Raw genomic sequence first — 26,987 nt, 5'->3', positions numbered from 1 at the left:
CCGGTGAACTGATCGTTAATAAATGGCATGAGCATCATTAAGGGATTAACGCAGTGGATTTTTTCCATTTCAGTTTTTATATCGTGATGCTGTTAGTGGTCACCGGGGGAATTGTGGGATTTCTCCTGGCCCTGACCGGCGGCGGCGGCTCAATCGTCTGCGTGCCATTATTGCTGTATATGGTGAAAGTGCCGGATACGCATTTGATTATAGGGACCAGCGCCATGTCTGTGGCCATTAACGCGCTGATCAACCTGGCCGCGCACGCCTCCAAAGGCAACGTCAGGTGGCAGACCGGGCTTGTCGTTTCGCTGCTCGCCGTCATGGGGGCTCTGGCCGGCTCTCAGATGGGAAAAATCACGGACGGACACTACATAACCCTGCCTTTCTCCCTGTTGATGCTGGTGGTCGCCGGATTGACGCTGAAAAGAAATCCCCTTGCCGGCAACCCCTTGCCGTCCTCCCATTCTGCCGTTCATCCCGCCATCGTATGGCCCAGCGTTCTCGCGCTGGGCGGGCTGGCGGGCTTTCTGGGCATTGGCGGCGGATTTTTGGTTGTGCCGGCGCTGGTCTGGTTTTTTCGCTTCTCGATGGTTGAGGCGGTGGCAACCTCACTGGTGGTCGTGGCGGCCATGGGGCTGTCGACCAGCGCCAGCTACGCCATGTCCGGAAAGGTGTCGCTCGCCATTACGTGCTGGCTCATCGTCGGCGGCGTTCTGGGGGGCGTGGTGGGGGTGGCGCTCGCCGAGCGCCTGAAAAAACGCGAGGGCATTATCAACGTGCTCTATGCCCTCATGCTCCTGGCGCTGGCCCTGTATATGTTATTTAAAAGCCTATGAAACGGAAGGAAACAAACATGCGCATCCGCACTTACCACCCTCAACTCTCCTTTTCGGCCGCGCCCGAAGCGAGTGATTTCAAGGCGCTGTCTCAACAGGGCTACCGCCTTATCGTCAACAATCGGCCGGATGAGGAGCCGGGGGAGTATCTTGACCATCAGCAAGAGAAAGCGTTGGCTGAACAAGGGGGAATGCGCTACGTCTATCTCCCTTATACGTTCGATACGCTGACCTGGGAGACCGTTTACACCTTCCAGTTTCTGTTGCGGCAAGGCAAGAAAACCCTGGCGCACTGCAGAAGCGGAGCTCGCTCTGCCTGCCTTTCCCTGCTGTATGCGCTGCGCGAAGGTCAGATAGATGAAGCGCAGTTTCGCCGCCAATGCGACGAATACGGCGCGGACGCCGATAAGGCGCTCAGCTGGTACGGCAAGCATCGATCCGTGCGGGCCACTGCGGAAGTTCACGCGTTTTATGAGCCGGAAAGCGGCAGTCTGCAGTATGTTGTCGCCGATCCCGAGGCGCGCCGCTGTGCGATTATCGACCCGGTACTGGATTTTGACCGCCGATCGGGCACGGTCTCGCATCAACAGGCCAATGATATTCTGAATTTTATCCACCAACGGGGGTGGGGAGTGGCCTGGGTGCTGGATACGCACCCGCACGCCGATCATTTTTCTGCCGCCACCTGGCTGGCGCAGAAAACCGGCGCCTTTACTGGCATCGGTGAAAAAATTACCGCCGTTCAGGGGCTGTGGGAAGAGATCTATAATTTAAAAGACCTGCCTGCGGCCAATACCGTCTGGGATGTGTTGTTCGCGGATGGGGACGTCTTTTTTATCGGCAACCTGCGCGCTGAAGTCTTGCTGTCTCCCGGGCACACGCTGGCGTCCGTCACTTACTACATTGCGGATGCGGCGTTTATCCACGATACGTTCTTCATGCCGGACAGCGGTACCGCAAGGGCCGATTTTCCTGGCGGCAATGCGGAGGCCTTGTGGGAGTCATTGCAACGCATCTTGAGCCTGCCGGCGGATACCCGCCTGTTTACCGGCCATGATTATCGCCCGGCGGGGCGTGAGGCCCGCTGGGAAAGCACCGTGAGAGAGCAGCGCGAGAACAATCCCTGGGTGGTCAACATGGATAAATCCCGCTTTATTGCGCAAAGAAAGCAGCGGGACGCCACGCTGCCGCATCCGGAACTCATGCTGATGGCGCTGCAGGTCAATATTCGCGGCGGCGTGTTGCCTGACTGCGAAGACGATGGGCAACGCTACCTGAAAATTCCCGTGAATCGATTTAAGCGCTGAATCAAGCCAGAGGTGCGCGATCGTTCGCCGCCGCTGCGGTCAATGCGAATGAGATCGCGCCGTCTGTTAATTGTTTTTTATGAAATAATCATGCTGGTTCATATTTAATTATTTGTTTTTACACAAAACATGCGGCGCTTGCCCTCACCGAATACAGTCACTACATTAACAACTGTACTTCCCACTCTGCTAAGGAAAACACCATGAAAGCTGCCGTAGTGACGAAAAACCATACCGTAGACATTCAGGATAAAGTGCTGCGCCCGCTGAAGCACGGCGAAGCGGCGTTGAAAATGGAGTGTTGCGGGGTGTGCCACACCGATTTGCACGTGAAAAACGGCGATTTCGGCGAGGTGCCGGGCATTACGTTGGGGCATGAGGGCATCGGCGTGGTCTCCGCCGTCGGTGAGGGCGTCACCTCGCTAAAAGTGGGTGACCGCGCCAGCGTCGCCTGGTTTTACCAGGGTTGCGGCCATTGCGAATACTGCGTCAGCGGCAACGAAACCCTGTGCCGTTCGGTGAAAAACGCCGGCTACAGCGTTGACGGCGGCATGGCGGAAGAGTGCATCGTGGTGGCGGACTACGCGGTGAAAGTGCCGGACGGGCTCGATTCTTTCGCCGCCAGCAGCATCACCTGCGCCGGCGTCACCACCTACAAGGCGGTGAAAATTTCCGATATCAAGCCGGGGCAGTGGATCGCCATCTATGGCCTGGGCGGGCTGGGCAACCTGGCGCTGCAGTACGCCAAGAACGTGTTTAACGCCAAAGTGATCGCCATCGACGTCAACGACGGCCAGCTGGAGTTCGCCAAACAGATCGGCGCCGATCTGGCCATCAATTCCAAAACGCAAAACGCCGAGGAGATCATTCAACAGCAAACCGGCGGCGCTCACGCGGCGGTGGTGACGGCGGTGGCGAAAGCGGCCTTCAACTCGGCGGTCAATGCAGTGCGCGCCGGCGGTAAAGTGGTGGCGGTGGGGCTGCCGCCGGAGAGCATGGATCTGAGCATTCCGCGCCTGGTGCTGGACGGCATTCAGGTGGTGGGTTCGCTGGTGGGCACGCGCGAAGATCTGAAAGAGGCGTTCCAGTTCGCCGCCGAAGGCAAAGTGACGCCGAAAGTGACCAAACGGCCATTGGGCGACATCAACGCCATCTTCGACGAGATGAAGGCGGGCACCATTCGCGGTCGCATGGTGATCGATCTCGGCATGGCGAAATAAATCACGCCACCAACCATGCCAATAAGAAGGCCACCTGCGGGTGGCCTTCTGGTTGTTACGTCCGGCTCAGAACAGGCCCAGCGGTTTAGCGTCGTAGCTGACCAGCAGGTTTTTCACCTGTTGATAGTGCGACAGCGCCGCCTTGTGGGTCTCGCGCCCGATGCCGGAGTTCTTGTAGCCGCCGAACGCGGCGTGCGCCGGATACAGGTGGTAACAGTTGGTCCACACGCGCCCGGCCTTGATCGCGCGGCCCATGCGATAGGCGCGGTTGATGTCACGGGTCCACAACCCGGCGCCCAGCCCGAACTCGGTGTCGTTGGCCAGCGCCAGCGCTTCGGCTTCATCTTTAAAGGTGGTGACGCCGATCACCGGCCCGAAGATCTCCTCGCGGAAGAAGCGCATGCTGTTGTTGCCGGTAATCAACGTCGGCTGCAGGTAGAAACCGTTTTGCAATTCATCCCCATGCTGCGTGCGTTTGCCGCCGGCGAGGATGTTGCCGCCCTCATTCTTGGCGATGTCGATGTAGGACAGGATCTTATCGTACTGTTCTTGCGACGCCTGCGCGCCGAGCATGGTGTCGGTGTCGAAGGGATCGCCCTGGCGGATGGTGGCGATGCGCGCCAGCACTTTCTCCATAAACTGCGGATAGATAGATTCTTCAATCAGCGCGCGTGAAGGGCAGGTGCAGACCTCCCCCTGGTTGAAGAAACCGAGCACCAGCCCCTCAACCGCCTTGTCGATGAACTCCGGCTCCGCCTGCATGATGTCGGCGAAATAGATGTTGGGCGATTTACCGCCCAGCTCGACGGTGCTGGGGATGATGTTTTCCGCCGCGCAGGCGAGGATGTGGCGGCCGATCGGCGTGGAGCCGGTGAACGCGATCTTCTCGATGCGTTTGCTGCGAGCCAGCGCTTCGCCGGCCTCGGCGCCGAAGCCTTGCACCACGTTGAGCACGCCCGGCGGCAGCAGATCGCCGATCTCTTCCATCAGCACGCTGATGCCGAGCGGGGTCTGTTCCGCCGGTTTCAGCACCACGCAGTTACCGCCCGCCAGCGCCGGCGCCAGTTTCCAGGCGGCCATCAGCAGCGGGAAATTCCACGGGATGATCTGGCCGACCACGCCCAGCGGTTCATAGATATGGTAGGCCACGGTGTTCTGGTCGATCTCCGCCGCGGAGCCTTCCTGCGCGCGCAGGCAGCCGGCGAAGTAACGGAAATGGTCGACCGCCAGCGGCAGATCGGCATTCAGGGTTTCGCGGATCGGTTTGCCGTTGTCCCAGGTTTCGGTCAGCGCCAGCATCTCCAGCCGCGATTCGATGCGATCGGCGATCGCCAATAGCACGTTGGAACGCGCCTGCACGCTGGTTTTGCCCCAGGCGTCCGCCGCCGCGTGCGCCGCGTCGAGCGCCAGCTCGATGTCCTTAGCGTCGGAACGCGGGAATTCGGCGATCGGCTGGCCGGTCACCGGCGAGGTGTTGGTGAAGTAGTTGCCGGATACCGGTTCGACGAATTTGCCGCCAATGTAGTTGCCATAGCGCTTGCGGAACGAAACCAGCGAGCCAGGCAAACCGGGGTGGACATATTTCATGTTAAGCACCTCTCTGCAGATGAAAATCAGCGCTATTGGGCTGCGCCTGTGAATGCGGCATGCCGCCGCAGCACAGAGAAGCACGGCGCGTGCCAGATTAACGAAAGGCGAGGGTGATGATAAAAATGGCTTATTTATTAGCGTGTTAAAAAATGATATGACTTAGCAAATCGGGCGATTCCGCCGCCGTCGGTGTTTTTTTGTGTCCCGTGTCGCAACGCTTGATACACATCTGTGATACATATTTGCAACACTCGCGAACGGGGGAGAAACGCATGTTGCCTGACGACCGCTTGCCCACCGAGGGCGCCAGTCCGCTGGCGGAATCCTGGCAGCGCAGCCGGGGCTACGGCCTGACGCGCGCCGATCGCCATATCCCGTTTATCAAAGCCGGACTGCTCGAAGAGCTGCGTAGCCGCAACGACTGGGTGCCGCAGCGGGTACAGCCGCTGATCGAGCAGCTGGGCGCGCAAATTACGCGCCAGCCCGCCATTGTGGTGATCGCCGACGCCGACGGGCTGGTGCTGGAAACCCGCGGCAATACCGACTTTTTGCACAAGGCGTCGCGCTTTGCGCTGGCGCCGGGCAACCAGTGGGGAGAAGCGGAGCGGGGCACCAACGCCATCGGCACCGCGCTGGCGCTGGGCGCGTTCTGCGAAGTGCGCGGCGGCCAGCATTTCCTCAACCAAAACGCCGGGTTGAACTGCACCGCCGCGCCGATCTATCGGCCGGATGGCCGCATTGCCGGCATACTGGATCTCTCCGCCCCCGCGCAGCGGCCGTATCGCGATGCGCAGCGCCTGATCATGCAGGCGGTGCGGCATATTGAACACCGCTGGGTCAGAAGCGCGATCGCCGATCGTCACTGGACGCTGCGCCTGCACGCCGATGCCGGTCGTCTGGGCAGCGCGCAGGAGCTGCTGCTGGTGTTTCACGACGAAGTGCTGGTCGCCGCCAATCGGCTGGCGATGATGGAGTTTCAGCTCTCGCCGGCCGCATTCGGCTCCGTCGAGTTCGCCCAGCTGTTCCCCGATCTGTTGCGACAGCCCTCCGGCGCGCCGCGTCAGACGCTGGCCGGCAATCAACGGCACTATTATTCTCTGCTCGAGGCGCCGCAGCGCCGCGTTAGCGCCCTGCGTTCCACGCCGCCGGCGGAACGGCATGACGAGCAGCATCAGAAAGCGCTGCGGATCCTCAACGCCGGCCTTTCGCTGTGCGTGACCGGCGAAACCGGCTGCGGTAAAGAGCACTTCAGCCGACGCCTGTTTCAAGAGAGCCGCTGGCGCAACGGCAACTTCGTGGCGATCAACTGTGCGGCGCTGCCCGAGCCGCTGATCGAATCCGAGCTGTTCGGCTATGCGCCGGGGGCGTTTACCGGCGCCAACCCGAAAGGCTATATCGGCAAGATCCGCGAGGCGGACGGCGGCGTGCTGTTCCTCGATGAAATCGGCGACATGCCGGCGGGCCTGCAGACGCGGCTGCTGCGGGTGTTACAGGAAAAAACGGTCACGCCGCTCGGCAGCCGCAGCGCCTTTGCGGTCGATTTTGCGCTGGTCTGCGCCACGCACCACGATCTGCATCGGCAGGTTGAGGCGGGGGCGTTTCGCGAGGATTTGCTGTACCGCATACAGGAATACAGCCTGCGCATTCCGCCGCTCCGAGAGCGGGCGCAGCTGGAGGCCTTTATTATGCAGCTGTGGCGAGAGTTGGGCGGTGAGCGGCGCGACATTCGCCTGCTGCCGGAAGCGCTGGCGATGCTGGCGCGCTACCCGTGGCCCGGCAACGTGCGGCAGCTGTTGAGTACGCTCAAGGTGCTGCTGGCGCTGGCGGACGATCATGCGGTGCTCACTCTGGACGATCTGCCGCAGTCCATCGCGGTGCTGGCGCCGCGCCAGGAGAGCGCCGATACCGGCCTGGAGGCGCTGCAGGCGGCGATCGACAGGGCGGGCGGCAACCTCAGTCGGGCGGCCAAGGCGCTCGGCGTTTCGCGTAGCACGCTGTACCGCAAGCTGGGAAGGCAGAAAGCGGCGGCGGAATGACACTTCTCGATTGAGCGGCGATAAGGCCCCGCTGCGCGGAGCCTGTTGCTCTCTCAATCCCCCAGCCCCGGCGGGTTAATCTCCGAATGGGCGATCTTCTCGTCGCTCTCCGCCCAGCGATCCAGCACCTGCAGATAGCTACCGTTGGCGATGGCGCTGTTGAGCGATGCCTGCACCGCATCCACCAGGCCATTGCCTTTCTTCAGCGTGACGGCGATGTTGGCGGTCTTCGGCCAGCCGCCGGGCACGATGCCTACCAGCCGGGTTTTGCCGGTCAGCCGCGCCTGATAAGCGCCGGAGACGTTGGGGCCGAAGGTGGCGTCGGCGCGGCCGGACTGAATGGCCAGCGTGGAGGCGGCCTTGTCGGTGACGTACACCGGCTGCAGCGGTGCCAGTCCCTTGGCGCGGTTCTCCTTGTCCCAGGCCAGCAGCACCGCTTCCTGATTGGTGCCGGAATCGACGATGATCTTCTTGCCGGCGATATCCGGCGCGGTGTTGATCTGGGTGATTTTACTGTCGGATTTGACGTAGAACCCCAGCGTATCCTGGCGATAGGTGGCGAAATCGAATTTGGTCTTGCGTTCGTTGGTTACGGTGATGTTGTAAACCGCGGCGTCATATTTGCCGGAGGCCACCCCCAGCGGCCAGTCTTCCCACGAGGTGGGCACCAGCTTGAGTTTCAATCCCAAGCCGTCGGCCACCAGGCGCACGATGTCCGCCTCGCTGCCGATCACCGTTTTATTGTCGCGGGCGTACAGGCCGAATGGCGGGCCGCTGCCCAGCAGGGAAATGGCCACCGTCAGCGTGCCGGGCTCCACGAACCGGAAGCCGGCGGGGATTTTGGCCACGGCTTCGGCGCTCTTCACCGTGTGGATCGGCGTTTCGTTGGCGACGAGATCCACCCCTGGCGCGGCCGCGGCGGAAAAGCTCAGCAGCGCCGCCATCACAATCATCTTTTTGCTATATATCATTATGTTAATTACCTTCATTATTATGGGTGTCACAAGGTCGTTGCACTATCTCTAAAGGCGGCAGATCTGTGAACGAACAAAATCAACTATCCAATCTTGGAAATGTCATGAAGCGCCGCCGGTGGCGCTGAATCTCTCGAGGATGAACCATGCTGTCGCGTTTCGCTACGTTGGGCCGCATACCGCGCGGCGTGTGGGTATTGGGTGGGGTGAGCCTGCTGATGGACGTCTCCTCGGAAATGATCCACAGCCTGCTGCCGCTGTTTATGGCGACGACGCTCGGCGCCAGCGTGATCGTCATCGGGCTGATCGAAGGGCTGGCGGAGGCGACGGCATTGATCGTCAAGGTGTTCTCCGGCGTGCTGAGCGATTACCTCGGCAAGCGCAAAGGGTTGGCGCTGCTGGGCTACGGGCTGGGCGCCATCAGCAAACCGTTTTTCGCCATCGCGTCGTCGTCCGGCATGGTGATGAGCGCGCGCCTGCTGGATCGCGTGGGCAAAGGCATCCGCGGGGCGCCGCGTGATGCTCTGGTGGCCGACGTGACGCCGCCGGAGATTCGCGGCGCGGCCTTCGGGCTGCGCCAGTCGCTGGATACCGTCGGTGCCTTTTTAGGGCCGCTGCTGGCCGTCGGCCTGATGCTGCTGTGGCACAACGATTTTCGCGCCATCTTTTGGGTGGCGGCGATCCCGGCGGCGCTGGCGATTGCGCTGCTGTTTTTTGGCCTGAAAGAGCCGGCCGCCGCGATAACCCACAAGCGCACCAACCCGATCACCCGCGCCAATCTGCGGCTGCTGGGGCGCGGCTATTGGTGGGTGGTGGGTATCGGCGCCGTCTTCACGCTGGCGCGCTTCAGCGAAGCGTTCCTGGTGCTGAAGGCGCAGCAGGGCGGCACGCCGCTGGCGTTGATCCCGCTGGGGATGGTCGCCATGAATCTGGTCTACGCCTGCTCGGCCTATCCGTTCGGTAAACTGTCCGATCGCATGAGCCATGAAGGATTGCTGAAAGCCGGGCTGCTGGTGCTGATCGCCGCCGATGTGGTGTTGGCGCTGAGCGATCATTGGGGCGGGGTGCTGTTTGGCGTGGCGCTGTGGGGCGTGCACATGGGCATGACGCAGGGACTGTTGGCGGCGATGGTGGCGCATACCGCGCCGGCGCACCTGCGCGGCACCGCGTTCGGCATGTTCAATCTGATCAGTGGCGTGGCGCTGCTGCTGGCGAGTCTCGGGGCCGGAACCCTGTGGGAGCTGTTCGGTTCCGCCTCCACCTTCTACGCCGGGGCGCTCATCTGCGTGGTGACGCTGGTCGGCATGCAGCTGGCGCCGCTCGGCGAACGGCGGGGCGCTTAACGGCCGTCGACAAGTTGCGGCATCGCCTGCAGCAGCTCGGGCACCCGCTGGGATTCCACAGCCCGGCTGAACAAATAACCCTGGCCGATATGGAAACCGGCTTCGCACAGCGTTTGCCGCTGCTGCTCGGTTTCCACACCCTCGGCGATGATATCGATCGACAGTTTTTGGCCGAGGATGCCGATGCTTTCCACGATCGCCAGGATCGCCGGTTCGGTATTCATCCGTTGAACGAAGTCGCAGTCCAGCTTAATGCAGTCCAGCGGGTAATCCATGATATGGCTGAAGGAGGAGTGGCCGGTGCCGAAATCGTCCAGCGCGATGCGGATGCCCATCTCCTTGAGCATTTGCAGCGCGCGCAGCACGTACTTCGAGCCGTGCTTGTTGAACGCGTGTTCGGTCACTTCCAGTTCGATCAGAGGGTGGGGAATGTGGAACTTCAGCAGGCGCTGCAGGAAGGTTTCGGCGTAGTTGTCGCGTAAAAACTCGATCGGCGACACGTTCAGCGAGATGGGCCGCACCGCCACGCCGGCCGCGCGCCAGCGGGCGATATCGGCGAAGACCTTCAGCTGCATGGCCTCGCTGATCTTGGTCGCCAGCTCGTAGTCGTTGAACGCCTCGCTTACCGTTGCCGGCAGCTGCACGCCGTTGATCGGGCAGTGCCAGCGCAGCAGCGCTTCAAAGCCGACGATGCTGCCGTCGGTCAGGCAGACCTTCGGCTGGTAGCTGGGACGGATGCAGTTGTCGCGCACGATCTGGCGTGCGTAGTTGAGCTGGCTGGCGCGGGCGCGCGCTTTGTCCATCATTTTGCGGTCGAACATATAGACACCGCCGCGGCCGCCGTCTTTCAGCTCATACAGCGCGGTATCGGCGCATTTCATCAGTTCCGAAGCGTCGCGCGCGTCTTTGGGATAGATGGCGCCGCCAAGGCTCATGCCGCAATGCAGCGTCTTGCCGCCGTGGGTGATCGGCGTCTCCAGCTGCAGCAGAAACTTGTTGGCGATGCGGAAAATATCCTGCTCGTTTTCGACGTCGCTGATCACCACGGCAAACTCGTCGCCGCCGAGGCGGGAGACGAACGAGTGCGCATTCATGCAGGCGCTGAGCCTTTTACCCAAGATCCGCAGCAGATGGTCGCCCGCCGCGTGGCCCAGCGTGTCGTTCACCAGCTTGAAGTGGTCAAGATCCAACAGCATCAGCCCGAGGGACTTGTTGCCGTGCAGGGCGCGCTTCATCTCTTGCTTCAGCTTTTTCTTGAAGAGGCGCCGGTTGGGCAGGCCGGTCAATTCGTCATATTCGCTGGCGAGCAACAGACGTTGTTCCATCACGCGCTGTGAAGTCACGTCGCGCGAGACGCACAAGATCTCGGCCACGGCGCCGTGTTCGTCGCTGACCGGCGTGAGAATGTTGTCCCAGTGCTGTTTTTTACCCTGCGGCGTCACGCTCAATCCGGTGAAGCGCGCATTCTTTCCGGCTCTGACGCTGCGCAGCGCCTTACTGCCGCGGCGCCGGATCTCGGGCGACAGCAGCCCCAGCCAGGGCATGCCAAACTCTTTTTGCGCCGGATCAAGGCCAAGGGCCAGGCTGCCGGAGCGGTTCATGTGGCGCAGCGTGCCGTCGTGATTGATCACTTTGATGCAGTCGACGCTGGCGTCCAGCATGTCTTGCTGGATAGAGAGCGCCTGAACGTTTTGCTGGCGCTGCAGCATTTGCGGATGGATGTCGGTCGCCGTGAGGTACCAGCTGAGCTCCAGCGCCATGCCGTCCTGCCGGGCGTTGAACGCCAGCATAAACCAACGGTAGGCGCCGCTGCGATCGCACAGGCGGGCTTCGCCGGCGAACGAGGAAAGGGCCACGATCGCCTGGCGCCATTGCGCGGCCAGCCGCTCGCGATCGTCGGGGTGCAGGGCATCGAGCCAGTCGGCGGCGCCGTGTTCACCGGCGATGGCGCCGGTATAGTCGCGCCACTGTTTATTGAAGTAACCGCCAAGGCGGTTGCCGAAGCAAATCAGGCCGGGCAAGTCGTCTACGATTTCGCCATAGAGATCAATCGGATTTTTGTTATTGCTCTGCTTGGGCAACAGGGTCATGCGGTATTTCCTCGGAAAATTACCCATATTCTCGCTCTAGGGCAGAGCTTCTTTCAATATAGTCTTGCCAATTAAAATGGGAATAGCCAGCGGGCGCGGCTAAAAATCGGCCCGCCAGCATGGAATACATCCCGCGTGAACGCATTAGGAATACTCCTGTTATTTATAAGCATCCCTTATATTGCAGCGAAAAATAAGTAATCGGACCACGCCGCGTTATTGCCGTGAAAATTAATCATTCCTGATGTTTCTCTGTGGCCAAATGTTCAGTCGCCATGATGTACTTCCGAACGGTATTCTGCCTGCTCTATGCGGTAATACTGACAAAAACCGCAGTCCAGACGGTGATAAACGCCATTTTATGCACTCTGCAACGCCCGTCGTCGCCCGTTCACTGGGGCTTAGCGAAAAAATCATGATGCAAATCAAGAAATGTTTTGTTTCATCTGTTGACACTTTGCTTACGTGTGAGATAGCCTCGCGAATGATAATCATTAGCAAAACTGGATGGTGGCGCAAATGCATTCACGTAATTTTCTTCGGGTAACGGTTCGGATAACCGGCAACGGTCACAACACGAGACCACGTCTGCTGTGGTCTCTGGCAACGAGACAAGGTATCGAACGGCCGTTGTCATCCGCCCCTTTGAGCGGCATCTCAACTTAGCCTCAACGCGCAAACTCTGGAATCAAACCCTTGCCGGATCAATGCGCCTATTATTTCCGTGCATTTTGCACGGACATATCGCGATCTCACGCAGTTGCATCAGTTCTCAATCATGGGTAAGGAGGCATCGGGTAGTTAAAAGTCAATTGTAAAGGGATAGGCAAAAAGAGTGGGGCGTATCGGGTGATCGCTATTCTCAGGATCTTGATTATCCCCAAGGGACATTTCGGATGTCATAGCAATACTAGCTACTTTGTGGAGAAAGTTATGGGTAATACCATGAATGGAAACGAAACGGGTTGGGACAGCGTTAACGATCTTATTCACTACCATGAGCGCGGAAATGGTCTGACGATAAATAACAAACCGTCTTATGACATAAATCAGGCGGGGTTGCAGATCGCGCGCGGCGATAAAACCTGGAATGGCGTACACGTCACGGGAAAAGAGGCGACGGTGACCTATTCCTTCCCGGATTGGGATTATAACGAACTGAACCTGGGCCACCGCTCCCCGGAACGTGATACGGGGCTGAGCGCGTTCACGCAACAGCAACAAGAACAGGCGAAGCTGTCTTTGCAATCCTGGGCCGATGTTGCCAACATCAAATTTGTCGAAGTTGCCACAGGCCAACCCTCCAATATTACCTTTGGCAATTATGAGGGGACAGGACAAGCGTATGCTTTGAAACCGTTCTCATATAATGGCAATGATTACAGGGGGTTCAATTCTGATGGGCAAAGTTGGTACAACATTAAGAATCACTCCGAAAATTTGCATCCTGAGCTAGGTAATTACGGCCGCTTAACCATTACCCATGAAGTTGGCCATACTCTCGGGTTAGATCACCCGGGCACTTATAATGCGGGGCAAGGCAGCCCAAATTATACCAAGGCAGTTTACGCCGAAGATACCCGGCAATTTAGCGTAATGAGTTACTGGAATGAATCCATTACCAATGCGGATCATGGCCATTACTATGCCGCTGCGCCGCTGGTTGATGATATCGCGGCCATCCAGCATCTTTACGGCGCCAATATGACCACCCGAACCGGCGACACCGTTTACGGGTTTAATTCAAATACAGGCCGAGACTTCTATACGCTCAATGACAGCCACGACAAACTGGTGATGTCTGTTTGGGATGCAGGCGGTAATGATACCCTTGATTTCTCGGGGTATAGCCAAAATCAACGTATCAACTTGAACGAAGGCGCTTTCTCCGACGTCGGGGGATTAAAAGGGAATGTTTCCATCGCCGCTGGCGTCACCATCGAAAACGCGATAGGGGGCTCAGGTAATGACGTCATTGTTGGGAATCACGCAGACAATACGCTAAAAGGCGGCGCCGGCAACGATGTCATTTACGGTGGAGCGGGCCAGGATCAATTATGGGGAGGGCAAGGCAACGACATTTTTGTCTTCTCTGATGTGAATGACTCGCCTATTCGGGCTCCTGATACCATTTGGGACTTTGAGTCAGGCAAGGACAAGATCGATCTGTCCTTCTTCAACCAGGGCGCTAAAGGCAGTGATTTCATTCAGTTTGTCGATCATTTCAGCGGGCAGGCCGGTGAGGCGCTGGTATCCTATGATACCCAGAGCAATCTGAGTGAATTGGCCTTCAATATCCATGGCGGTGCAAATCCAGACTTCCTGGTGCACATCGTCGGGCAGGCCGACGTCGCTGTTGACTTTATCGTGTAAAACGGCAACGGTGGGCGATGATGCCCACCGTTTCGCATGGGCCAGCTATGTGCAAATTTATTCTTGTCGGAATAATTTTCTTGTTTTCAGGAGCCTCTATGGCAAGCAGTCTGGTGTTACCTTCCGCCGAAACGCTATCCGGGCAGTGGACGGTCAGTGATAAATCAAAGTCTTGTGTTGTGCAGCTCAACGCGGAGAGTGTGGAATCGGCCGGCGGCTATAGCCTGAAATTTTTATCTGATTGCACGCCCGACGTCTTGCCGCAAGAGCCTGTGGCGTGGCGTCCTGCTCCCGATGGCATTGCGCTGTTGGACAAGGATGGGCTGACCGTACTTTTCTTCTCTCAGGAAGACGATCATTATCGCAGCCAGATCTGGGCTGAAACTGGGAAGATCCTGAAGAGAAATAACGAGCGGAAAACGCCGGCCTGACCCGGCGCTTCTGAACGCGGTTATCACGCCTCACATCACCCAGCCTCCGCCGTAACGGCGGGGGCTTTTTAATGGGCGGGCGGCAAGCCGTCGACGATGGTAATCATGGCTTCCGCCACGTGGCGCCGCTGTTGTTTCGCCAACTGATAGGCCGACGAATGGTAGCAGGCCAACGCGGTGGCGTAGTCGTCGAATTCGATCAGCACATGTTTCACAAACGATGGGCCTTCCAGCGTTTGCGCCTGTTCGCCGCGGGCGAGAAAACGGGCGTTGAACTGGCGAAACGCCTGGGGCGCCAAATCCATGTAATGCTGATATTGCTGCGGATCTTTCACGGTAACATGGGCGATCCAGTAAGCGGGCATCTCAGGACTCCTGTTGCAGAATGCGCTTGGCCAGCGCGGCGGCCTCGGTCAGGTGATCGATGACTTCTTGCCTGGCCTGCGTCGGATTGTTTTGTTCGATGGCGTGATAAATGCGCGTCATGCGCTCGAAGCCGGCCAGCTGGCGCTCCGGGGTCTTCAGGGTCAGGGCGCGCAGGCGGCTGATGCGGCTGTTCAGGCGTTGAACGATTTCCCAGGCAATGGCGTGATGGGCCACCTGGAAAATGGTTTCATAAAAGGCCTGCGAGGCTTCAACGCGCTGAATATCGTCTTGTCCGGCCGACGCCTGATTAATCGCAATTAATTTTTCATGCAGTTTCTTTTTATCTTCCGGCCCGGCTTTCAGGGCGCAGTCGTGAGCGGCATCCTGTTCAAGCAGCAGGCGAATAGTATAAATCTGCTCGGCAATTTCCCAGGTCAGAATAGCGACAATCGGCCCTTTCTTGCCGAGCGTTTCAATGAGCCCCTCCGCTTCGAGATAACGGATCACCTCGCGCACCACGCTGCGGCTGACGCCCAGCTCCTCGCACAGGCTGCGTTCCACCAAACGATCGCCGGCCTGAAAATACCCTGAGATAATCGCCTGCCTAATTTTCGCCAATGCCAATTCGCGCAAGGTGACCGGTGCATTCTCAATTTTCAATGACGCCTGAACCATAATTGTCTCTATTTTTTGTGGATCATCATTAATCCGGATAACGACGCGTATTTCCGTTTGCCCGGTACTATTAACATCTTTCCAACCCGCAAAGCAACGGCGGTCGATTTCGCGCCGCATCGCCAAAACGGCGAATGTTGCAGCAGCTCACAAAATCGAAAGATAGCCTAAAAAAACCGCTTTTCGTTGCCGATAGCCGCTGGCTCAACGGCTGCGGCACGGGCACAGGGTGCTGAGCGGACGCGGTCGTGGCCGGTGTTTCACTCCCTGCCAAAGCCCACGAAAATTTACTAATGCATTGATTAACAGCTGTTATTTTCAAATTTGCTCTACCGCCCAAGTGAAAATAAGAATACCGTATTATGGTATACCAAATTTTGACATGCCAATCTGCCCGATGCTATACCCTCGACTCGCGACATCTGATTAACATTTGATTTACTTTTCGAGGTCCCTTATGCATCAAGACATCCGCAAGACCCTGGTTTCCACAGAAACCCTCTACGCCGACGGCGGCAAATCGGCCGGCAAACCGCTGGTGATGATCGCGGCGGCGGCGGTGATCAAAAACCCCTGGGCCGGGCAAGGCTTTGTCGAGGATCTGGCGCCAAAGATTCGAGAAATGGCACCGGTGCTGGGCGAGCTGCTGACCGGTTTGATCCTCAAAGAAGCCGGCTCCGGCGAGCGGGTGGAAGCCTTCGGCAAAAGCGCGGTGGTGGGGCTGGGCGGCGAGTTGGAACATGCCTCGGCGCTGATCCACACGCTGCATTTCGGCAACCACTACCGTTCGGCGGTCAACGGCAAGAGCTATCTGGCGTTCAACAATACCCGCGGGCCGGCCAACGCGCCGATCCTGATCCCGATGATGGGGAAAAACGACGAAGGCAGCCGCGAGCACTACCTGACATTTCAGTTCAACATCAACGACGCGCCCTTCGACGATGAAATCGTCATCGCACTGGGCGCGGCGCTGGGGGGGCGGCCGCACCACCGCATCGGCAACCGTTATCTGGATCTGAAAGAGCTGGGCCATGATCAGAACAATCCGGCAGCTGTCTGAACCCGCTCTGCGGGTGGGGTATTTGGAGGCCGGGCGTGGCGAGCCGCTGGTATTGATCCACGGCGTAGGCATGAACGCGGAGGCCTGGTATCCCCAGCTCGATGCGCTCAGCGCGCACTTTCGGGTCATCGCCGTCGATATGCCGGGCCACGGAGAAAGCGAAGGTTTCGCCCACGCCGCGACGCTGGAGGATTACGTGCGCTGGATGGCGGCCTTCTTAAACACCCTGGGCGCGCCGAGCGCGGCGGTGGCGGGGCACTCGATGGGGGCGTTGATCACCGCCGGTCTGGCGATCGATTATCCGGAGCGGGTCAATCGCGCGGTGGTGATGAGCGGCGTGTTTCAGCGCTCAGCAAAGGCCAGCGCCGAGGTCGCGCAACGCGCCAGCGCGTTGGCCAGCGGCCAGACGCAGCTCGACTCGCCGCTGAGCCGGTGGTTTGGCGCCGATCCCGCCGAACAGGGTCTGCGCCGGCAGGTGGGCGGCTGGCTGCAACAGGTGGACGTAGCGGGTTATGCCCGCGCCTATCAGGCGTTTGCTACCGGCGATCGGGTGTATGCCCCGCGTTGGCACCTTATCCGCTGCCCGGTGTTGGTGCTGACCGGCGAGCACGACGCCAATTCCAGCCCGGAGATGGCGCGGCAAATGGCGCAGGCCGCACCGAACGGGCGCGCGGTAATCATTGAGAACGCCAAACACATGGTCAGTCTGACCGATGCGCAACGTGTCAACGCGCTGATGCTTGATTTTCTGACCTCAGAGCAACCTTTGACTTTAGGAGCAGCAAATGGACGCGGATAAACGCAGGCAGTTGCGCGACGCTTTCGGCGCCTTTATGACCGGCGTCACCATTGTGACCTCGGTAGACAAGCAGGGGCGGCCGATTGGCTTCACCGCCAATTCGTTTTCGTCGGTGTCGCTGGATCCGGCGCTGCTGTTGGTGAGCATCGATAAACGTTCGGCGAATCTGGCGCATTTTACCCAGTGCAGCCATTTCGCCATCAATATTCTGGCGGAACAGCAAAAAGAGGCTTCAACCATTTTTGCGCAAAAGAACGAAGACCGCTTTGCGCTGATCGATTGGCGCTGGAGCGCATCACGGGTGCCGCTGATCGATAACAGTTCGGCGTGGTTCGACTGCTCGCTGCATCAGGTGGTGGACGCCGGCGACCATGCCATTCTGATCGGCCAGGTCGAAGGGTTCGAGTCCAACGCCACCGCCGGTCTGGGGTATTACCGCGGCGCTTATTTCACGCCTTATCAAAACGCGCAGTCGCTGATTGGCGGGCCGCAGGTGGTGGTAAGCGCGTTGATCGAGTTTGAAGGGCACGCCGTGATGGTGCGGCAAAATGACGGCGGCTATCAACTGCCGTCCAGCGCGGTGGAGAAACGCAGCGTCAGCGAAACGTTGGGAGATTTACTGCAGCAGTTGGGCATCAACGCCCATCCGGGCTTCGTCTATTCCGTCTATGACGACCGCCAGAAGCACCAGCAACACATCGTTTTCCTGTGCGCGCTGCCGACCGACGCCGGCAGCCTGACGCCGCAGCTGGGCGCGGCGGAATGGTTCGACATGCCGACGCTGGCGCGGCTGCCGATCAAGGATCCGGCGCTGCGATCGATGCTGGGCCGGTTCGTCAAAGAAAACGCCGTGGGCAATTACGGTATCTATTATGGCGATGAGCACAGCGGTGCCATCAAGCAATTCGCCGGTTGAGGCTGAACGGGAGAGTGTGATGAAACTGTCTTTATTCGTGCATATGGAACGAACGTTACCCGACGAACCGCAGGAAAAACTCTACCAGGAGATGATCGAGCTGTGTGAAATCGCCGATCGCGGCGGCATGCACGCCATCTGGACCGGCGAGCACCACGGCATGAATTTCACCATTGCGCCGAATCCGTTCATCAATCTGGCGGACATTGCCCGGCGCACCTCGAGGGTGCGGCTCGGCACCGGCACCATCATTGCGCCGTTCAACCACCCGATTCGTCTGGCGGGCGAGGCGGCGATGACCGACATCATCACCGGCGGCAGGCTGGAGCTGGGCATCGCGCGCGGCGCCTATTCCTATGAATACGAACGGCTGATGCCCGGTTTGACCGCCTGGGATGCCGGGCAGCGCATGCGCGAGCTGATCCCGGCGGTGAAAAAACTGTGGCAGGGCGACTATGCCCATCAGGGGGAATACTGGTCGTTCCCGGCGACCACCTCGTCGCCGCTGCCGAAACAGCAGCCGCATCCGCCGATTTGGGTGGCGGCGCGCGATCCCAACAGCCACGAATTTGCGGTGCAAAACGGCTGCAACGTTCAGGTTACGCCGCTGCATCAAGGGGAAGAGGAGATCGTGCGGCTGGTGACCTGTTTCAACGAGGCGCGTGCACGCTTCGCCGCCGAGCAGCCGCTGAAGATCATGCTGTTGCAGCATGGCTACGTAGCGGAAGATGAGGCGGATGCCCGCCTGGCGGCGGAAGAGCTCAACCGTTTCTACCACTACTTCGGCGCCTGGTTCAAGAACCAGCGGCCGGTGCGGCAAGGGCTGATTCAGCCGCTGAGCGACGAAGAGATCGCCGCCAATACCTATTACTCCGCCGAGATGATGCGCACCAACCTGGCTATCGGCACCGCCAATGAGGTCATTACGCGGCTGAAAAAATATGAGGCGCTGGGGTATGACGAGTTTGCGTTGTGGATCGACAGCGGCATGAGCTTTGCGCGTAAAAAGGCCTCTCTGGAGCGGTTCATTCGCTGCGTGATGCCGGAATTTCACTGACGGAGGCGCTGATGGAATCGTTCAAACTCTACATCGATGGCCGGTTTGACGCCGGTTCGGCCACCTTCGACTCGATCAACCCGGCGAGCGGCGAACCCTGGGCGCAGGTGGCGGAAGCCCGCGCGCAGGATGTGGATCGCGCCGTTGCGGCGGCGCACCGGGCTTTCCAGGGGGCCGAGTGGCGCGATATGACCGCCGGCGCGCGCGGCAAGCTGTTGTTGCGGCTGGCCGACTTGCTGGAGCAGCACGCCCCCGAGCTGGCGCGGCTGGAAACGTTGGATACCGGCAAGATCATCCGGGAAACCCAGGCGCAGATCGCTTATGTGGCGGAATACTACCGGTACTACGCCGGCCTGGCCGACAAGATGGAAGGCAGCGTGCTGGCGATCGACAAAGCCGACATGGAAACCTGGGTACGTCGCGAACCGATCGGGGTGGTGGCGGCGATCGTGCCCTGGAACAGCCAGCTGTTTCTTGCGGCGGTGAAAATCGGCCCGGCGATCGCCGCCGGCTGCACGCTGGTGGTCAAAGCGGCGGAAACCGCGCCGGCGCCGCTGCTGGCGTTCGCCAGACTGATAGACGAGGCCGGTTTTCCACGCGGCGTATGCAATGTGATCACCGGTTTTGCCGCCGAATGCGGTGCGGTGCTGACGGCGCATCCGCAGGTAGACCACATCGCCTTTACCGGCGGCGCGGAAACCGCGAAGCACATCGTTCGCGGCAGTGCGGAAAACCTCGCCAGCACCTCGCTGGAGCTGGGCGGAAAATCGCCGTTTATCGTTTTCGATGATGCGGATCTGACCAGCGCGGCGAATGCGCAGGTGGCCGCCATTTTCGCCGCGTCGGGCCAGAGCTGCGTCGCCGGTTCGCGCCTGCTGGTGGCGGAAAGCATCAAGGATGCGTTTTTGGCCCGGCTGACGGAGAAGGTGCGCAGCATCCGCATCGGGCCGCCAGATCGCCCGGACACCCAGTTCGGGCCGCTTTGCACCAGGCAGCAGCAAGAGCGGATCGCCGCCATCGTCAGCCGTTCGCTGGAGCAGGGGGCAAAACTGGTGATTGGCCACGCGGCGATCGACTCACCGGGCTTTTACTACCCGCCGACGATTGTCGATTGCAGCGCGCAACCCGACGCCGAGTGCGTGAAGCAAGAGCTGTTCGGCCCGGTGCTGTCGGTGTTGACCTTCAGGGACGAAGCGGAGGCCATTCAGCTTGCCAATGATTCTGTCTATGGCCTGGCGGCCGGCATTTTCACGCAGAACCTGACGCGCGCGCATCGGGTGACCCGTCGCCTGCGGGTGGGGGTGGTGTGGCTGAATACCTATCGAGCGGTATCGCCGCTGGCGCCGTTTGGCGGCTACGGCCAGTCGGGGTTTGGCCGCGAGGGCGGGATTGACGCCGCGCTGGAATACACCACCAGCAAAACGGTGTGGCTGCGCACCAGCGACGATCCGATAGACGATCCCTTTGTCATGCGCTGAGTCAGCGCAATCAGGCGCGATTTCAGATCGCGCCGGCAGCCCCGTTTTCATCGCATTGATACAGGCGACCGCAATGTCGCCGGGGCAGACGCACGCTTTTTCGACCTATTCGCACCCTAACACGCTGTAAAAAATAATAATCCACGTTAACCGGGGGATATATGAACTCTCAGCCAGAGCAGACCGCGTTTATTGAAGACAAGTCGATCGATTTTGTTCCCGCCGGGGAGCGTCATGGCCATGCCCGCAGCCTGTTTACCCTGTGGTTTTGCACCAATATTGCGCCGCTGGCGGTGGTGACCGGGGCCATCTCCACACAAACGTTTCATCTCGATATTCTCTCGGCGCTGAGCGCGATTATCGCCGGCCACCTGTTCGGCGGTATTTTTCTGGCGCTGACCTCTGCCCAGGGGCCACAGGTCGGAATACCGCAAATGGTGCAGAGCCGGGCGCAGTTTGGCCGCTACGGCTCGCTGTTGGTGATCGTGTTCGCCACGGTGATCTATCTGGGGTTCTTTATTTCTAACATCACGCTTTCCGGCAAGGTCATCCATAACGTCATCCCGTCATTGAACATGGGCGTGGCGACGGTGATTGGCGCGGTGTTGGCAACGTTGATCGGGGTGGTGGGCTACCGTTTCATCCACAAGATCAACAAAATCGGCGCCTGGGTGATGGGCAGCGCGCTGATTCTCGGATTGGTATTGATGTTTTCTCAACCGCTGCCGGCGGATTTTTGGCAGCGGGGATCGTTCAGCATTGCCGGTTGGTTCGCCACGTTCTGCATTGGCGCAGTCTGGCAAATCAGCTTCTCGCCCTACACGTCAGACTATTCGCGTTACCTGCCGGCGGAAGTCGGCATTGCCAAACCCTTCCTGTATACCTACCTGGGCGCCTGCAGCGGCACCATTTTGGCCTTCGTGTTCGGCGTGGTGGCGGTCAATCTGGTCGCCGGCAGCGACGATGCCATGGAGGCGGTGCGCCAGGCGACGGGAGGGCTGGGGCCGGTGCTGATGGTGCTGTTTCTGATCAACATCATCTGCCATAACTCGATGAATTTGTACGGCGCGGTGCTTTCACTCATCACTGCGGTACAAACCTTCTTACCGCAGTGGATGCCGAATGCGCGTATACGCACGCTGTTCTCGGCGCTGATTTTGCTGGGGGCTGTGTGGGTGGCGCTGGTTGCCTCGGCCAACTTCGTTCATCTGTTCCTGAACCTGATTTTTGCCTTGATTTCGGTGCTGATCCCCTGGTGCATGATCAACCTGATTGATTTTTACCTGCTTAACCGCCAACGCTATGACATTTCGGCCATTTTCAGCGCCGACGGCGGGCGCTACGGCCTGCTAAACACCCGCGCGCTCGGCGTTTATTTCGGCGGTATTGCGGTGCAGGTGCCTTTCGTCGAGAACGCATTCTTCTCCGGCCCTTACGCCAATCTGATCCCGGGTGCAGACATTTCCTGGGTGATCAGCATGGTGCTGACCGGCATCGCCTACCCATTGTGTTGTTCGCGACGGGCTAACTGGGCGGTGCAATTATAATTCTCCTGCATCCCGGCCAGCATAAAAGGCCGGTTTGAGTAATATGATAAAGTAATTTTTAGAACAGGATGTTTCTAATTTTTTAATTTATTAAATTAGATAATAATCATATGAAATGGCTAAATGGATTTGGGCTAACTTATGATTGTTATATTAATGTTGCTGCTCATGGTGTTTTATATATCGCTAGCTTATGAGTTTAAAAGAATTAAAAGGCGAAGAATATATGCCTGCCATAAAAGGAAAAGGAGGGCGTCGGTTAGGCGATTAATCAACATGCTGTTATTCAAATGATTTTCCGATGTAATTCTTACAGGAGGGAATATGATTTTTGAGATATATTCCCCCTGGTTATTAGTTGTCTCGCTACGTTTATATTGCGTCGGGTTGGCTCCGACGCAACATCAGCCTGTGGCGAATAGCCGCTGCTGCCAATAGGCCAGTTGCGTCAATGTCATGGGCTCGGCGGCAATGATTGCGTGATTTTCCAGGGCGATTTTGCGTGCGCGTTGCAATAGCTCGGCGCTGAGGCGCTGCACGCTTTGCCGCAGCGCCTGTTGCGTTTGTGCCAGCTCGTTTGCGCCCACGTGCGCCAGCTCATGACGCATTTGCAGTAAGAATTCGTCGGTTAACTGCCGCAGCTGTTCAACGTTGAACGTTGGGGATTGCAGCGCGAACAGCAGGCCTTCGGCATCGGCGCAGCGGTGGAAGGCGCATTGCACCACGTAGCCCACGTTGCGATCCACGCGCAACCGCTGAAAATAGCGCGGCGCGTAAAGCTGGGCCAGCACGCGCAGCGCCCAACGGCCTTCGGCTTCGCCGTTCGGCAGCGGGTAAAACTGCAGCAAGGCGTGTTCGGCGCCGCTTTCCGTCAGCGTGACGGGGCGATGATGCTGATATATCGGCAGCGGCGGCTCGGCGGCCACGGGATAGGGGAAGTCGTACAGCAGGTGCGACAGCTGCCGTTTTAACTCGCCATCGCCGCCGACTAAGGTGGCATGCCACTGAACCGCTGTTGCTGTCGGCGCGCTGAGCGCCGCGGGCAATTGGGCCAGCAGGCGACGAATGGCGATGTCGTTTTGCTCTTGCAACTGCGTATGGCGCAGGTTTCTCGCCGCCTCGTTGAGAATGGCCGACGGCAACGCCGCCAGCGCCCGGTTCACCTCGCTCAGCCCGTGGCAAAGCAGCGCGGGGCTGCCCGCCAGCTGCAGCAGCCACGCACCCTGGTGGCGTTCGAAGCTTAAATGTCCTTCCCGATGCGCCAGTTCGGCCGCCCCGGCGCGCAGCGCTGCCTGTAAGCCGTAGGCCTGTGCATCACTGAAGGGGCTGGACGGCGTCGGCCGCAGCAGCAGCACCGGCTGCGCTTCGTCGGGGCGCAGATGCCGCAGCGGCGCCAGGCCGGCAGGCAATGTCGGGCTCGGTAGCGCCGCCGAGGAGGAGAAAAAGCGGAAGGGTTCCGCCGTAGCCGTCAGCGCGGCGCCGGCGAAGGGGCCAAGCGCCAGCGGCAGCCCTTGAATTTCACGGGTTTCACCGCCGCCTTCGGGCCGCACGGCCAGGCGACGGCGCGGCGCGCTAATCAACGCCGCAATATGCCGTGGCCAATCGTCGTTCGGCTCCGCCGGCGGCAGCCTAAACGCTCTGGCACGCAGCTGGTCGAGCGGCGCCAAACGGTGGAAATCGCGATTTGCCAGCCGCTCGTAATGCGCAAGCTGGGCCGGTGTCAGCACCTGCAGCGCCTGCAGCCACGCCAGCAGGGCGCTTTCGATGCAGGCAGCCTCAGCGGCTGAACCGTGATTGACGGTAAAGATAAAACTCAGCAGCGCGTTGTTCTCGCTGCAGCGCGAATAATCGAGCCGAACGGCATCGCACCACGCCTGAGCGCGCAGCCGGGCCAGCAGCCCGCCGGGGGCTTCGTCCAGCAGCAGGCGCTCCAGCCGCCGCAGCCAGCCGCGCGAATGGGAGCGCGGCAGGGCAAACACCAGTCTCAGCTGCGGCGTGCCGGGCAGCGTCAGGGTGTAATCTTCCGCAGCGGTCAGCGGCGGTGAGCTCTCGTGCGGTGAGCCGTTGCCCGCCGGCAGCCGGCTGCCGTAGCGCTGGGCCAGCGCATGCAGCTGCGCCAGCGATTGCGGGCCTTGCAGCCACAGCGTCAGGTTTGGCGCGCGAAAATAGCGCTGATAAAACTGCCGCAGCGCCAGCTGCAACGCGGAAATATCGCTGCCGAAGGCGGCGCGGCTGCCGATATGAAAGCGATGCATTGCGTCAAGGCCGCTGAACATCTGTCGCTGCGCGGCTTCGCAGCGGGTTTCCACATCGGCGCGCAGCAGGCGATATTCAGCGTCGATGACCTCAATCTCCTGAGCGATCGCCTCGGCCGCCAGCTGCGGGGCGGCGAGCATATCGCTCAGCCGCGCCAGCCCCGGCGCCAAATGGTCTGCGCTCACCTCGAAGAAGAAGGCGGTTTGCGAGGCCTGGGTGGTGGCGTTCAGCCGGCCTCCCACCGAGGCGACCCAGGCCATCAGACCATCTTGCACGCCGTAGTTCGCGCTGCCGCGAAACAACATATGCTCCAGCAGATGCGCCAGGCCCGGCCAGGCGACGGGCGCCTGAAAACTGCCCGCTTCAATGCGCACCAGCGCGGCGGCGCCCGCGGCGGCAGGATCGCTTATCGCCTTGACGGCCAAACCGTTGTCGAGCTGCCAGGAGGCGCCGGCGAGTGCCATCGTCAACCCTTGAAGATCAGACGGGAGTTGGCCTGATTGCGAAAACGCAGCTGATCGATACCGATCTGCGAGCGATTCGCCGCTTCCCGCGCTGCCAGAATGGTGCCGTGGTGGGGCGATTTGCCGCACACTGGGTCGGCGTTGTCGGCTTTGCCGGTCAACATGAACGCCTGGCAGCGGCAGCCGCCGTAGTCTTGCTCTTTCTCCGAGCAGGAACGGCACGGCTCCGGCATCCAGTCATAGCCGCGATAGCGGTTAAAGCCGAACGAGTGGTACCAGATATGCTGCAGATCGTGCTCCAGTACCGACGGGAAGGCGATCGGTAACTGGCGGGCACTGTGACAGGGTAACGCCATGCCTTCCGGCGTCACGCTCATGAAGATGGCACCCCAGCCGCCCATGCAGCCTTTGGGGCGCTCCTCGTAGTAGTCCGGCGTGACGAACAGCAGGTTGGCCAGCTTGCCGTCGGTGGCCATGCGTTCGCGGTAGCGTTTCACCACCGCTTCCGCGTCGGCGATCTGCTCGCGGGTCGGCAGCAGGCCCTCGCGGTTGAGGTGCGCCCAGCCGTAGAACTGGCAGGTCGCCAGCTCGACGTCGTCGGCGTCCAGCTGGATCGCCAGTTCGATAATGCGGTCGATCTGGCCGATATTATGGCGATGCAGCACGAAGTTGAGCACCATCGGATAGCCGAGCGCCTTGACCGCCTTAGCCATGGTCAGCTTCTGCTGAAACGCCTTGGCGGAGCCCGCCAGCGCGGCGTTCAGCGTTTCATCGCTGGCCTGAAAACTGATCTGGATATGGTCCAGCCCGGCATCGGCGAAGGTCTGCAGCTTCTTCTCGGTCAGGCCGATGCCGGAGGTGATCAGGTTGGTGTAAAAGCCGAGCTCGCGCGCGGCGGCGATCAGCTCGGGCAGATCTTTACGCACCAGCGGCTCGCCGCCGGAAAAACCGAGCTGCACGCTGCCCATCGCCCGCGCCTGGCGAAACACCTCGATCCACTGCGCGGTGGTCAGCTCTTTTTCCTGCGCGGCGAAATCGAGCGGGTTGGAGCAATACGGACACTGCAGCGGGCAGCGGTAGGTCAGCTCCGCCAGCAGCCAGAGCGGCGGGTTCACCGCCGGCGCGCGTGCTTCAGTCACGGAAGGTCACCCATTTTTGTTCGTAGGCGCGCTGGAAAAACTCCAGCACGTCTTCCGCCAGCCCTTCGGCGCCGGGGAAGCGGGCGTTCAACTGGGCGATGATGCCGTTCAGCGTGGTGTTGCCGTCGACCAGCTGCAAGATGGCGGCGGCGCTGTCGTTCAGCTTGGCCATGCCTTCCGGGTAGAGGATCACGTGGCTGTTTTGCACTTGCTCCCATTGCAGGCGGTAGCCGCGACGGAAGACGGGGGTGTGTTCAGGGTTCAGCGTCATTACACCAGCCTCTGGTTGTGCCATACCCGCGCGGTGGTCACGCTGTGGTAAGGCGGGCGGTTCAGGGTATAGGCCATGCTCATGGCATCCAGCATGCTCCACAGAATGTCCAGCTTGAACTGCAGGATCTCCAGCATGCGCTGCTGTTTTTCTACGGTGTCGCAATAGTCCAGCGCCAGCGCCAGGCCGTGTTCAACATCGCGGTTGGCCTGGCCGAGGCGGCTGCGGAAATAGTCGTAGCCGGCGGCGTCGATCCACGGGTAGTGCTGCGGCCAGCTGTCGAGGCGCGATTGGTGGATTTGCGGCGCGAACAGTTCGGTCAGCGAGCTGCAGGCCGCTTCCTGCCAGCAGGCGCGGCGCGCGAAATTGACGTAGGCGTCCACCGCGAAGCGCACGCCCGGCAGCACCAATTCTTCAGAGAGCAGGGCGTCGCGCTGCAGCCCGACGGCTTCGCCCAGGCGCAGCCAGGCTTCGATGCCGCCTTCGCTGCCGCCGTAGCCATCGTGATCCAGGATGCGCTGCACCCATTTGCGGCGGGTTTCCGGCTGTGGGCAGTTGGCCATGATCGCCGCGTCTTTGATCGGAATGCTGGTCTGGTAGTAGAACCGGTTGGCCACCCAGCCCTGGATCTGTTCGCGGGTCGCTTCGCCGTTGTGCATCGCGATGTGGTACGGGTGGTGAATATGGTAATAAGCGCCTTTGGCGCGCAGCGCCGCTTCAAATGCCGGCGGAGTCAGGGGCAGTGGTTGCGTCATG

Annotated in this window: 22 protein-coding genes; 13 read left to right on the top strand and 9 right to left on the bottom strand. The window is 60.0% G+C overall.

Annotated elements, in window-relative coordinates:
• Nucleotides 1-53: 53 nt before the first annotated feature.
• The 3 genes from ACJ8HN_RS05900 to adhP all read left to right on the top strand — a co-directional run bounded on the left by ACJ8HN_RS05900 (nt 54) and on the right by adhP (nt 3,366).
• Entirely contained in the window at nt 54-839 is a 786-nt protein-coding gene (locus ACJ8HN_RS05900; protein ID WP_077791463.1) for a sulfite exporter TauE/SafE family protein, read from the top strand.
• Entirely contained in the window at nt 836-2,146 is a 1,311-nt protein-coding gene (blh, locus tag ACJ8HN_RS05895) for a bifunctional sulfur transferase/dioxygenase Blh (RefSeq protein ID WP_442523155.1), read from the top strand. The genes ACJ8HN_RS05900 and blh overlap by 4 nt, the downstream gene beginning before the upstream one ends.
• Before the next feature lie 203 nt (nt 2,147-2,349).
• On the top strand, nt 2,350-3,366 hold the full coding sequence (adhP, locus tag ACJ8HN_RS05890) for an alcohol dehydrogenase AdhP (RefSeq protein WP_033634519.1): 1,017 nt from the start codon (nt 2,350-2,352) through the stop codon (nt 3,364-3,366).
• 66 nt (nt 3,367-3,432) lie between these two features.
• On the opposite strand, the gene exaC is transcribed toward adhP, so the two are convergent.
• Nucleotides 3,433-4,953 carry an acetaldehyde dehydrogenase ExaC gene (exaC, locus tag ACJ8HN_RS05885; RefSeq protein WP_060421016.1) on the bottom strand — a complete coding sequence of 507 codons (1,521 nt, stop codon included), beginning with the start codon at nt 4,951-4,953 and terminating at the stop codon, nt 3,433-3,435.
• 275 nt (nt 4,954-5,228) lie between these two features.
• On the opposite strand from exaC, the gene ACJ8HN_RS05880 reads away from it, so the two are divergent.
• Nucleotides 5,229-6,992 carry a sigma-54-dependent Fis family transcriptional regulator gene (locus ACJ8HN_RS05880; RefSeq protein WP_060421019.1) on the top strand — a complete coding sequence of 588 codons (1,764 nt, stop codon included), beginning with the start codon at nt 5,229-5,231 and terminating at the stop codon, nt 6,990-6,992.
• 53 nt (nt 6,993-7,045) lie between these two features.
• Here the strand turns inward: ACJ8HN_RS05880 and ACJ8HN_RS05875 are convergent, their stop codons facing one another.
• On the bottom strand, nt 7,046-7,963 hold the full coding sequence (locus ACJ8HN_RS05875; protein WP_442523154.1) for an ABC transporter substrate-binding protein: 918 nt from the start codon (nt 7,961-7,963) through the stop codon (nt 7,046-7,048).
• Between the two features lie 149 nt (nt 7,964-8,112).
• On the opposite strand from ACJ8HN_RS05875, the gene ACJ8HN_RS05870 reads away from it, so the two are divergent.
• The gene (locus tag ACJ8HN_RS05870; protein WP_442523153.1) at nt 8,113-9,309 is read left to right on the top strand and encodes an MFS transporter; all 1,197 of its coding nucleotides are present in this window, start codon (nt 8,113-8,115) and stop codon (nt 9,307-9,309) included.
• Here ACJ8HN_RS05870 and ACJ8HN_RS05865 read toward each other — a convergent pair.
• The gene (locus ACJ8HN_RS05865; protein ID WP_060452654.1) at nt 9,306-11,399 is read right to left on the bottom strand and encodes a putative bifunctional diguanylate cyclase/phosphodiesterase; all 2,094 of its coding nucleotides are present in this window, start codon (nt 11,397-11,399) and stop codon (nt 9,306-9,308) included. The two genes, ACJ8HN_RS05870 and ACJ8HN_RS05865, sit on opposite strands and share 4 nt — an antisense overlap.
• A 933-nt stretch (nt 11,400-12,332) precedes the next feature.
• On the opposite strand from ACJ8HN_RS05865, the gene ACJ8HN_RS05860 reads away from it, so the two are divergent.
• Nucleotides 12,333-13,772, top strand: coding sequence for a serralysin family metalloprotease (locus ACJ8HN_RS05860; RefSeq protein WP_442523152.1), 1,440 nt, complete (start codon nt 12,333-12,335; stop codon nt 13,770-13,772).
• A gap of 98 nt (nt 13,773-13,870) precedes the next feature.
• Nucleotides 13,871-14,203 carry an AprI/Inh family metalloprotease inhibitor gene (locus tag ACJ8HN_RS05855; protein WP_039566164.1) on the top strand — a complete coding sequence of 111 codons (333 nt, stop codon included), beginning with the start codon at nt 13,871-13,873 and terminating at the stop codon, nt 14,201-14,203.
• 68 nt (nt 14,204-14,271) lie between these two features.
• Here the strand turns inward: ACJ8HN_RS05855 and ACJ8HN_RS05850 are convergent, their stop codons facing one another.
• Nucleotides 14,272-14,568 carry a DUF1330 domain-containing protein gene (locus ACJ8HN_RS05850; protein WP_039566163.1) on the bottom strand — a complete coding sequence of 99 codons (297 nt, stop codon included), beginning with the start codon at nt 14,566-14,568 and terminating at the stop codon, nt 14,272-14,274.
• Between the two features lies 1 nt (nt 14,569).
• Nucleotides 14,570-15,364, bottom strand: coding sequence for a GntR family transcriptional regulator (locus tag ACJ8HN_RS05845; RefSeq protein ID WP_230200406.1), 795 nt, complete (start codon nt 15,362-15,364; stop codon nt 14,570-14,572).
• Between the two features lie 337 nt (nt 15,365-15,701).
• On the opposite strand from ACJ8HN_RS05845, the gene ACJ8HN_RS05840 reads away from it, so the two are divergent.
• The 6 genes from ACJ8HN_RS05840 to ACJ8HN_RS05815 all read left to right on the top strand — a co-directional run bounded on the left by ACJ8HN_RS05840 (nt 15,702) and on the right by ACJ8HN_RS05815 (nt 22,101).
• Entirely contained in the window at nt 15,702-16,304 is a 603-nt protein-coding gene (locus tag ACJ8HN_RS05840; RefSeq protein ID WP_033648297.1) for an amino acid synthesis family protein, read from the top strand.
• A complete protein-coding gene (locus tag ACJ8HN_RS05835) occupies nt 16,276-17,103 on the top strand; it encodes an alpha/beta fold hydrolase (protein ID WP_033648298.1) in 828 nt (275 codons plus the stop codon). Before ACJ8HN_RS05840 ends, ACJ8HN_RS05835 begins: the two co-directional genes overlap by 29 nt.
• Complete coding sequence (locus ACJ8HN_RS05830) at nt 17,090-18,019, top strand: flavin reductase family protein (protein ID WP_039566161.1); 930 nt, start codon at nt 17,090-17,092, stop codon at nt 18,017-18,019. The genes ACJ8HN_RS05835 and ACJ8HN_RS05830 overlap by 14 nt, the downstream gene beginning before the upstream one ends.
• Nucleotides 18,020-18,038: 19 nt before the next feature.
• Entirely contained in the window at nt 18,039-19,076 is a 1,038-nt protein-coding gene (locus ACJ8HN_RS05825) for an LLM class flavin-dependent oxidoreductase (RefSeq protein WP_033648300.1), read from the top strand.
• Nucleotides 19,077-19,087: 11 nt separating this feature from the next.
• Entirely contained in the window at nt 19,088-20,554 is a 1,467-nt protein-coding gene (locus ACJ8HN_RS05820; protein WP_442523151.1) for an aldehyde dehydrogenase, read from the top strand.
• Nucleotides 20,555-20,715: 161 nt separating this feature from the next.
• Nucleotides 20,716-22,101, top strand: coding sequence for a purine-cytosine permease family protein (locus ACJ8HN_RS05815; RefSeq protein ID WP_047567500.1), 1,386 nt, complete (start codon nt 20,716-20,718; stop codon nt 22,099-22,101).
• 404 nt (nt 22,102-22,505) lie between these two features.
• Here the strand turns inward: ACJ8HN_RS05815 and pqqF are convergent, their stop codons facing one another.
• Genes pqqF through pqqC form a run of 4 tightly spaced genes read right to left on the bottom strand, consistent with a single transcriptional unit; the run spans nt 22,506 to nt 26,986 of the window.
• Nucleotides 22,506-24,821 (bottom strand): pyrroloquinoline quinone biosynthesis protein PqqF, encoded by a 2,316-nt coding sequence (gene pqqF / locus ACJ8HN_RS05810; protein ID WP_442523150.1) that lies wholly within the window; start codon nt 24,819-24,821, stop codon nt 22,506-22,508.
• 2 nt (nt 24,822-24,823) lie between these two features.
• Entirely contained in the window at nt 24,824-25,960 is a 1,137-nt protein-coding gene (gene pqqE, locus ACJ8HN_RS05805) for a pyrroloquinoline quinone biosynthesis protein PqqE (protein WP_442523149.1), read from the bottom strand.
• The gene (gene pqqD, locus ACJ8HN_RS05800) at nt 25,953-26,231 is read right to left on the bottom strand and encodes a pyrroloquinoline quinone biosynthesis peptide chaperone PqqD (RefSeq protein ID WP_033634534.1); all 279 of its coding nucleotides are present in this window, start codon (nt 26,229-26,231) and stop codon (nt 25,953-25,955) included. Before pqqD ends, pqqE begins: the two co-directional genes overlap by 8 nt.
• Complete coding sequence (gene pqqC / locus ACJ8HN_RS05795) at nt 26,231-26,986, bottom strand: pyrroloquinoline-quinone synthase PqqC (protein ID WP_039566149.1); 756 nt, start codon at nt 26,984-26,986, stop codon at nt 26,231-26,233. Before pqqC ends, pqqD begins: the two co-directional genes overlap by 1 nt.
• Nucleotide 26,987 lies beyond the last annotated feature (1 nt).

Source organism: Serratia sp. CY29653 (assembly GCF_052169255.1).
GTDB classification, from domain to species: Bacteria; Pseudomonadota; Gammaproteobacteria; order Enterobacterales; family Enterobacteriaceae; genus Serratia; species Serratia sarumanii.
Note: the sequence above shows the minus strand (reverse complement) of the source record. Positions and strands in the feature narration are given on the sequence as shown.

Excerpts from the sequence above, each read along its gene's own strand:
- blh (WP_442523155.1), top strand. The coding sequence starts at position 836 with ATGAAACGGAAGGAAACAAACATGCGCATCCGCACTTACCACCCTCAA.
- adhP (WP_033634519.1), top strand. The coding sequence starts at position 2,350 with ATGAAAGCTGCCGTAGTGACGAAAAACCATACCGTAGACATTCAGGAT.
- exaC (WP_060421016.1), bottom strand. The coding sequence starts at position 4,953 with ATGAAATATGTCCACCCCGGTTTGCCTGGCTCGCTGGTTTCGTTCCGC.
- ACJ8HN_RS05880 (WP_060421019.1), top strand. The coding sequence starts at position 5,229 with ATGTTGCCTGACGACCGCTTGCCCACCGAGGGCGCCAGTCCGCTGGCG.
- ACJ8HN_RS05875 (WP_442523154.1), bottom strand. The coding sequence starts at position 7,963 with ATGATATATAGCAAAAAGATGATTGTGATGGCGGCGCTGCTGAGCTTT.
- ACJ8HN_RS05870 (WP_442523153.1), top strand. The coding sequence starts at position 8,113 with ATGCTGTCGCGTTTCGCTACGTTGGGCCGCATACCGCGCGGCGTGTGG.
- ACJ8HN_RS05865 (WP_060452654.1), bottom strand. The coding sequence starts at position 11,399 with ATGACCCTGTTGCCCAAGCAGAGCAATAACAAAAATCCGATTGATCTC.
- ACJ8HN_RS05860 (WP_442523152.1), top strand. The coding sequence starts at position 12,333 with ATGGGTAATACCATGAATGGAAACGAAACGGGTTGGGACAGCGTTAAC.
- ACJ8HN_RS05855 (WP_039566164.1), top strand. The coding sequence starts at position 13,871 with ATGGCAAGCAGTCTGGTGTTACCTTCCGCCGAAACGCTATCCGGGCAG.
- ACJ8HN_RS05850 (WP_039566163.1), bottom strand. The coding sequence starts at position 14,568 with ATGCCCGCTTACTGGATCGCCCATGTTACCGTGAAAGATCCGCAGCAA.
- ACJ8HN_RS05845 (WP_230200406.1), bottom strand. The coding sequence starts at position 15,364 with ATGCGGCGCGAAATCGACCGCCGTTGCTTTGCGGGTTGGAAAGATGTT.
- ACJ8HN_RS05840 (WP_033648297.1), top strand. The coding sequence starts at position 15,702 with ATGCATCAAGACATCCGCAAGACCCTGGTTTCCACAGAAACCCTCTAC.
- ACJ8HN_RS05835 (WP_033648298.1), top strand. The coding sequence starts at position 16,276 with ATGATCAGAACAATCCGGCAGCTGTCTGAACCCGCTCTGCGGGTGGGG.
- ACJ8HN_RS05830 (WP_039566161.1), top strand. The coding sequence starts at position 17,090 with ATGGACGCGGATAAACGCAGGCAGTTGCGCGACGCTTTCGGCGCCTTT.
- ACJ8HN_RS05825 (WP_033648300.1), top strand. The coding sequence starts at position 18,039 with ATGAAACTGTCTTTATTCGTGCATATGGAACGAACGTTACCCGACGAA.
- ACJ8HN_RS05820 (WP_442523151.1), top strand. The coding sequence starts at position 19,088 with ATGGAATCGTTCAAACTCTACATCGATGGCCGGTTTGACGCCGGTTCG.
- ACJ8HN_RS05815 (WP_047567500.1), top strand. The coding sequence starts at position 20,716 with ATGAACTCTCAGCCAGAGCAGACCGCGTTTATTGAAGACAAGTCGATC.
- pqqF (WP_442523150.1), bottom strand. The coding sequence starts at position 24,821 with ATGGCACTCGCCGGCGCCTCCTGGCAGCTCGACAACGGTTTGGCCGTC.
- pqqD (WP_033634534.1), bottom strand. The coding sequence starts at position 26,231 with ATGACGCTGAACCCTGAACACACCCCCGTCTTCCGTCGCGGCTACCGC.
- pqqC (WP_039566149.1), bottom strand. The coding sequence starts at position 26,986 with ATGACGCAACCACTGCCCCTGACTCCGCCGGCATTTGAAGCGGCGCTG.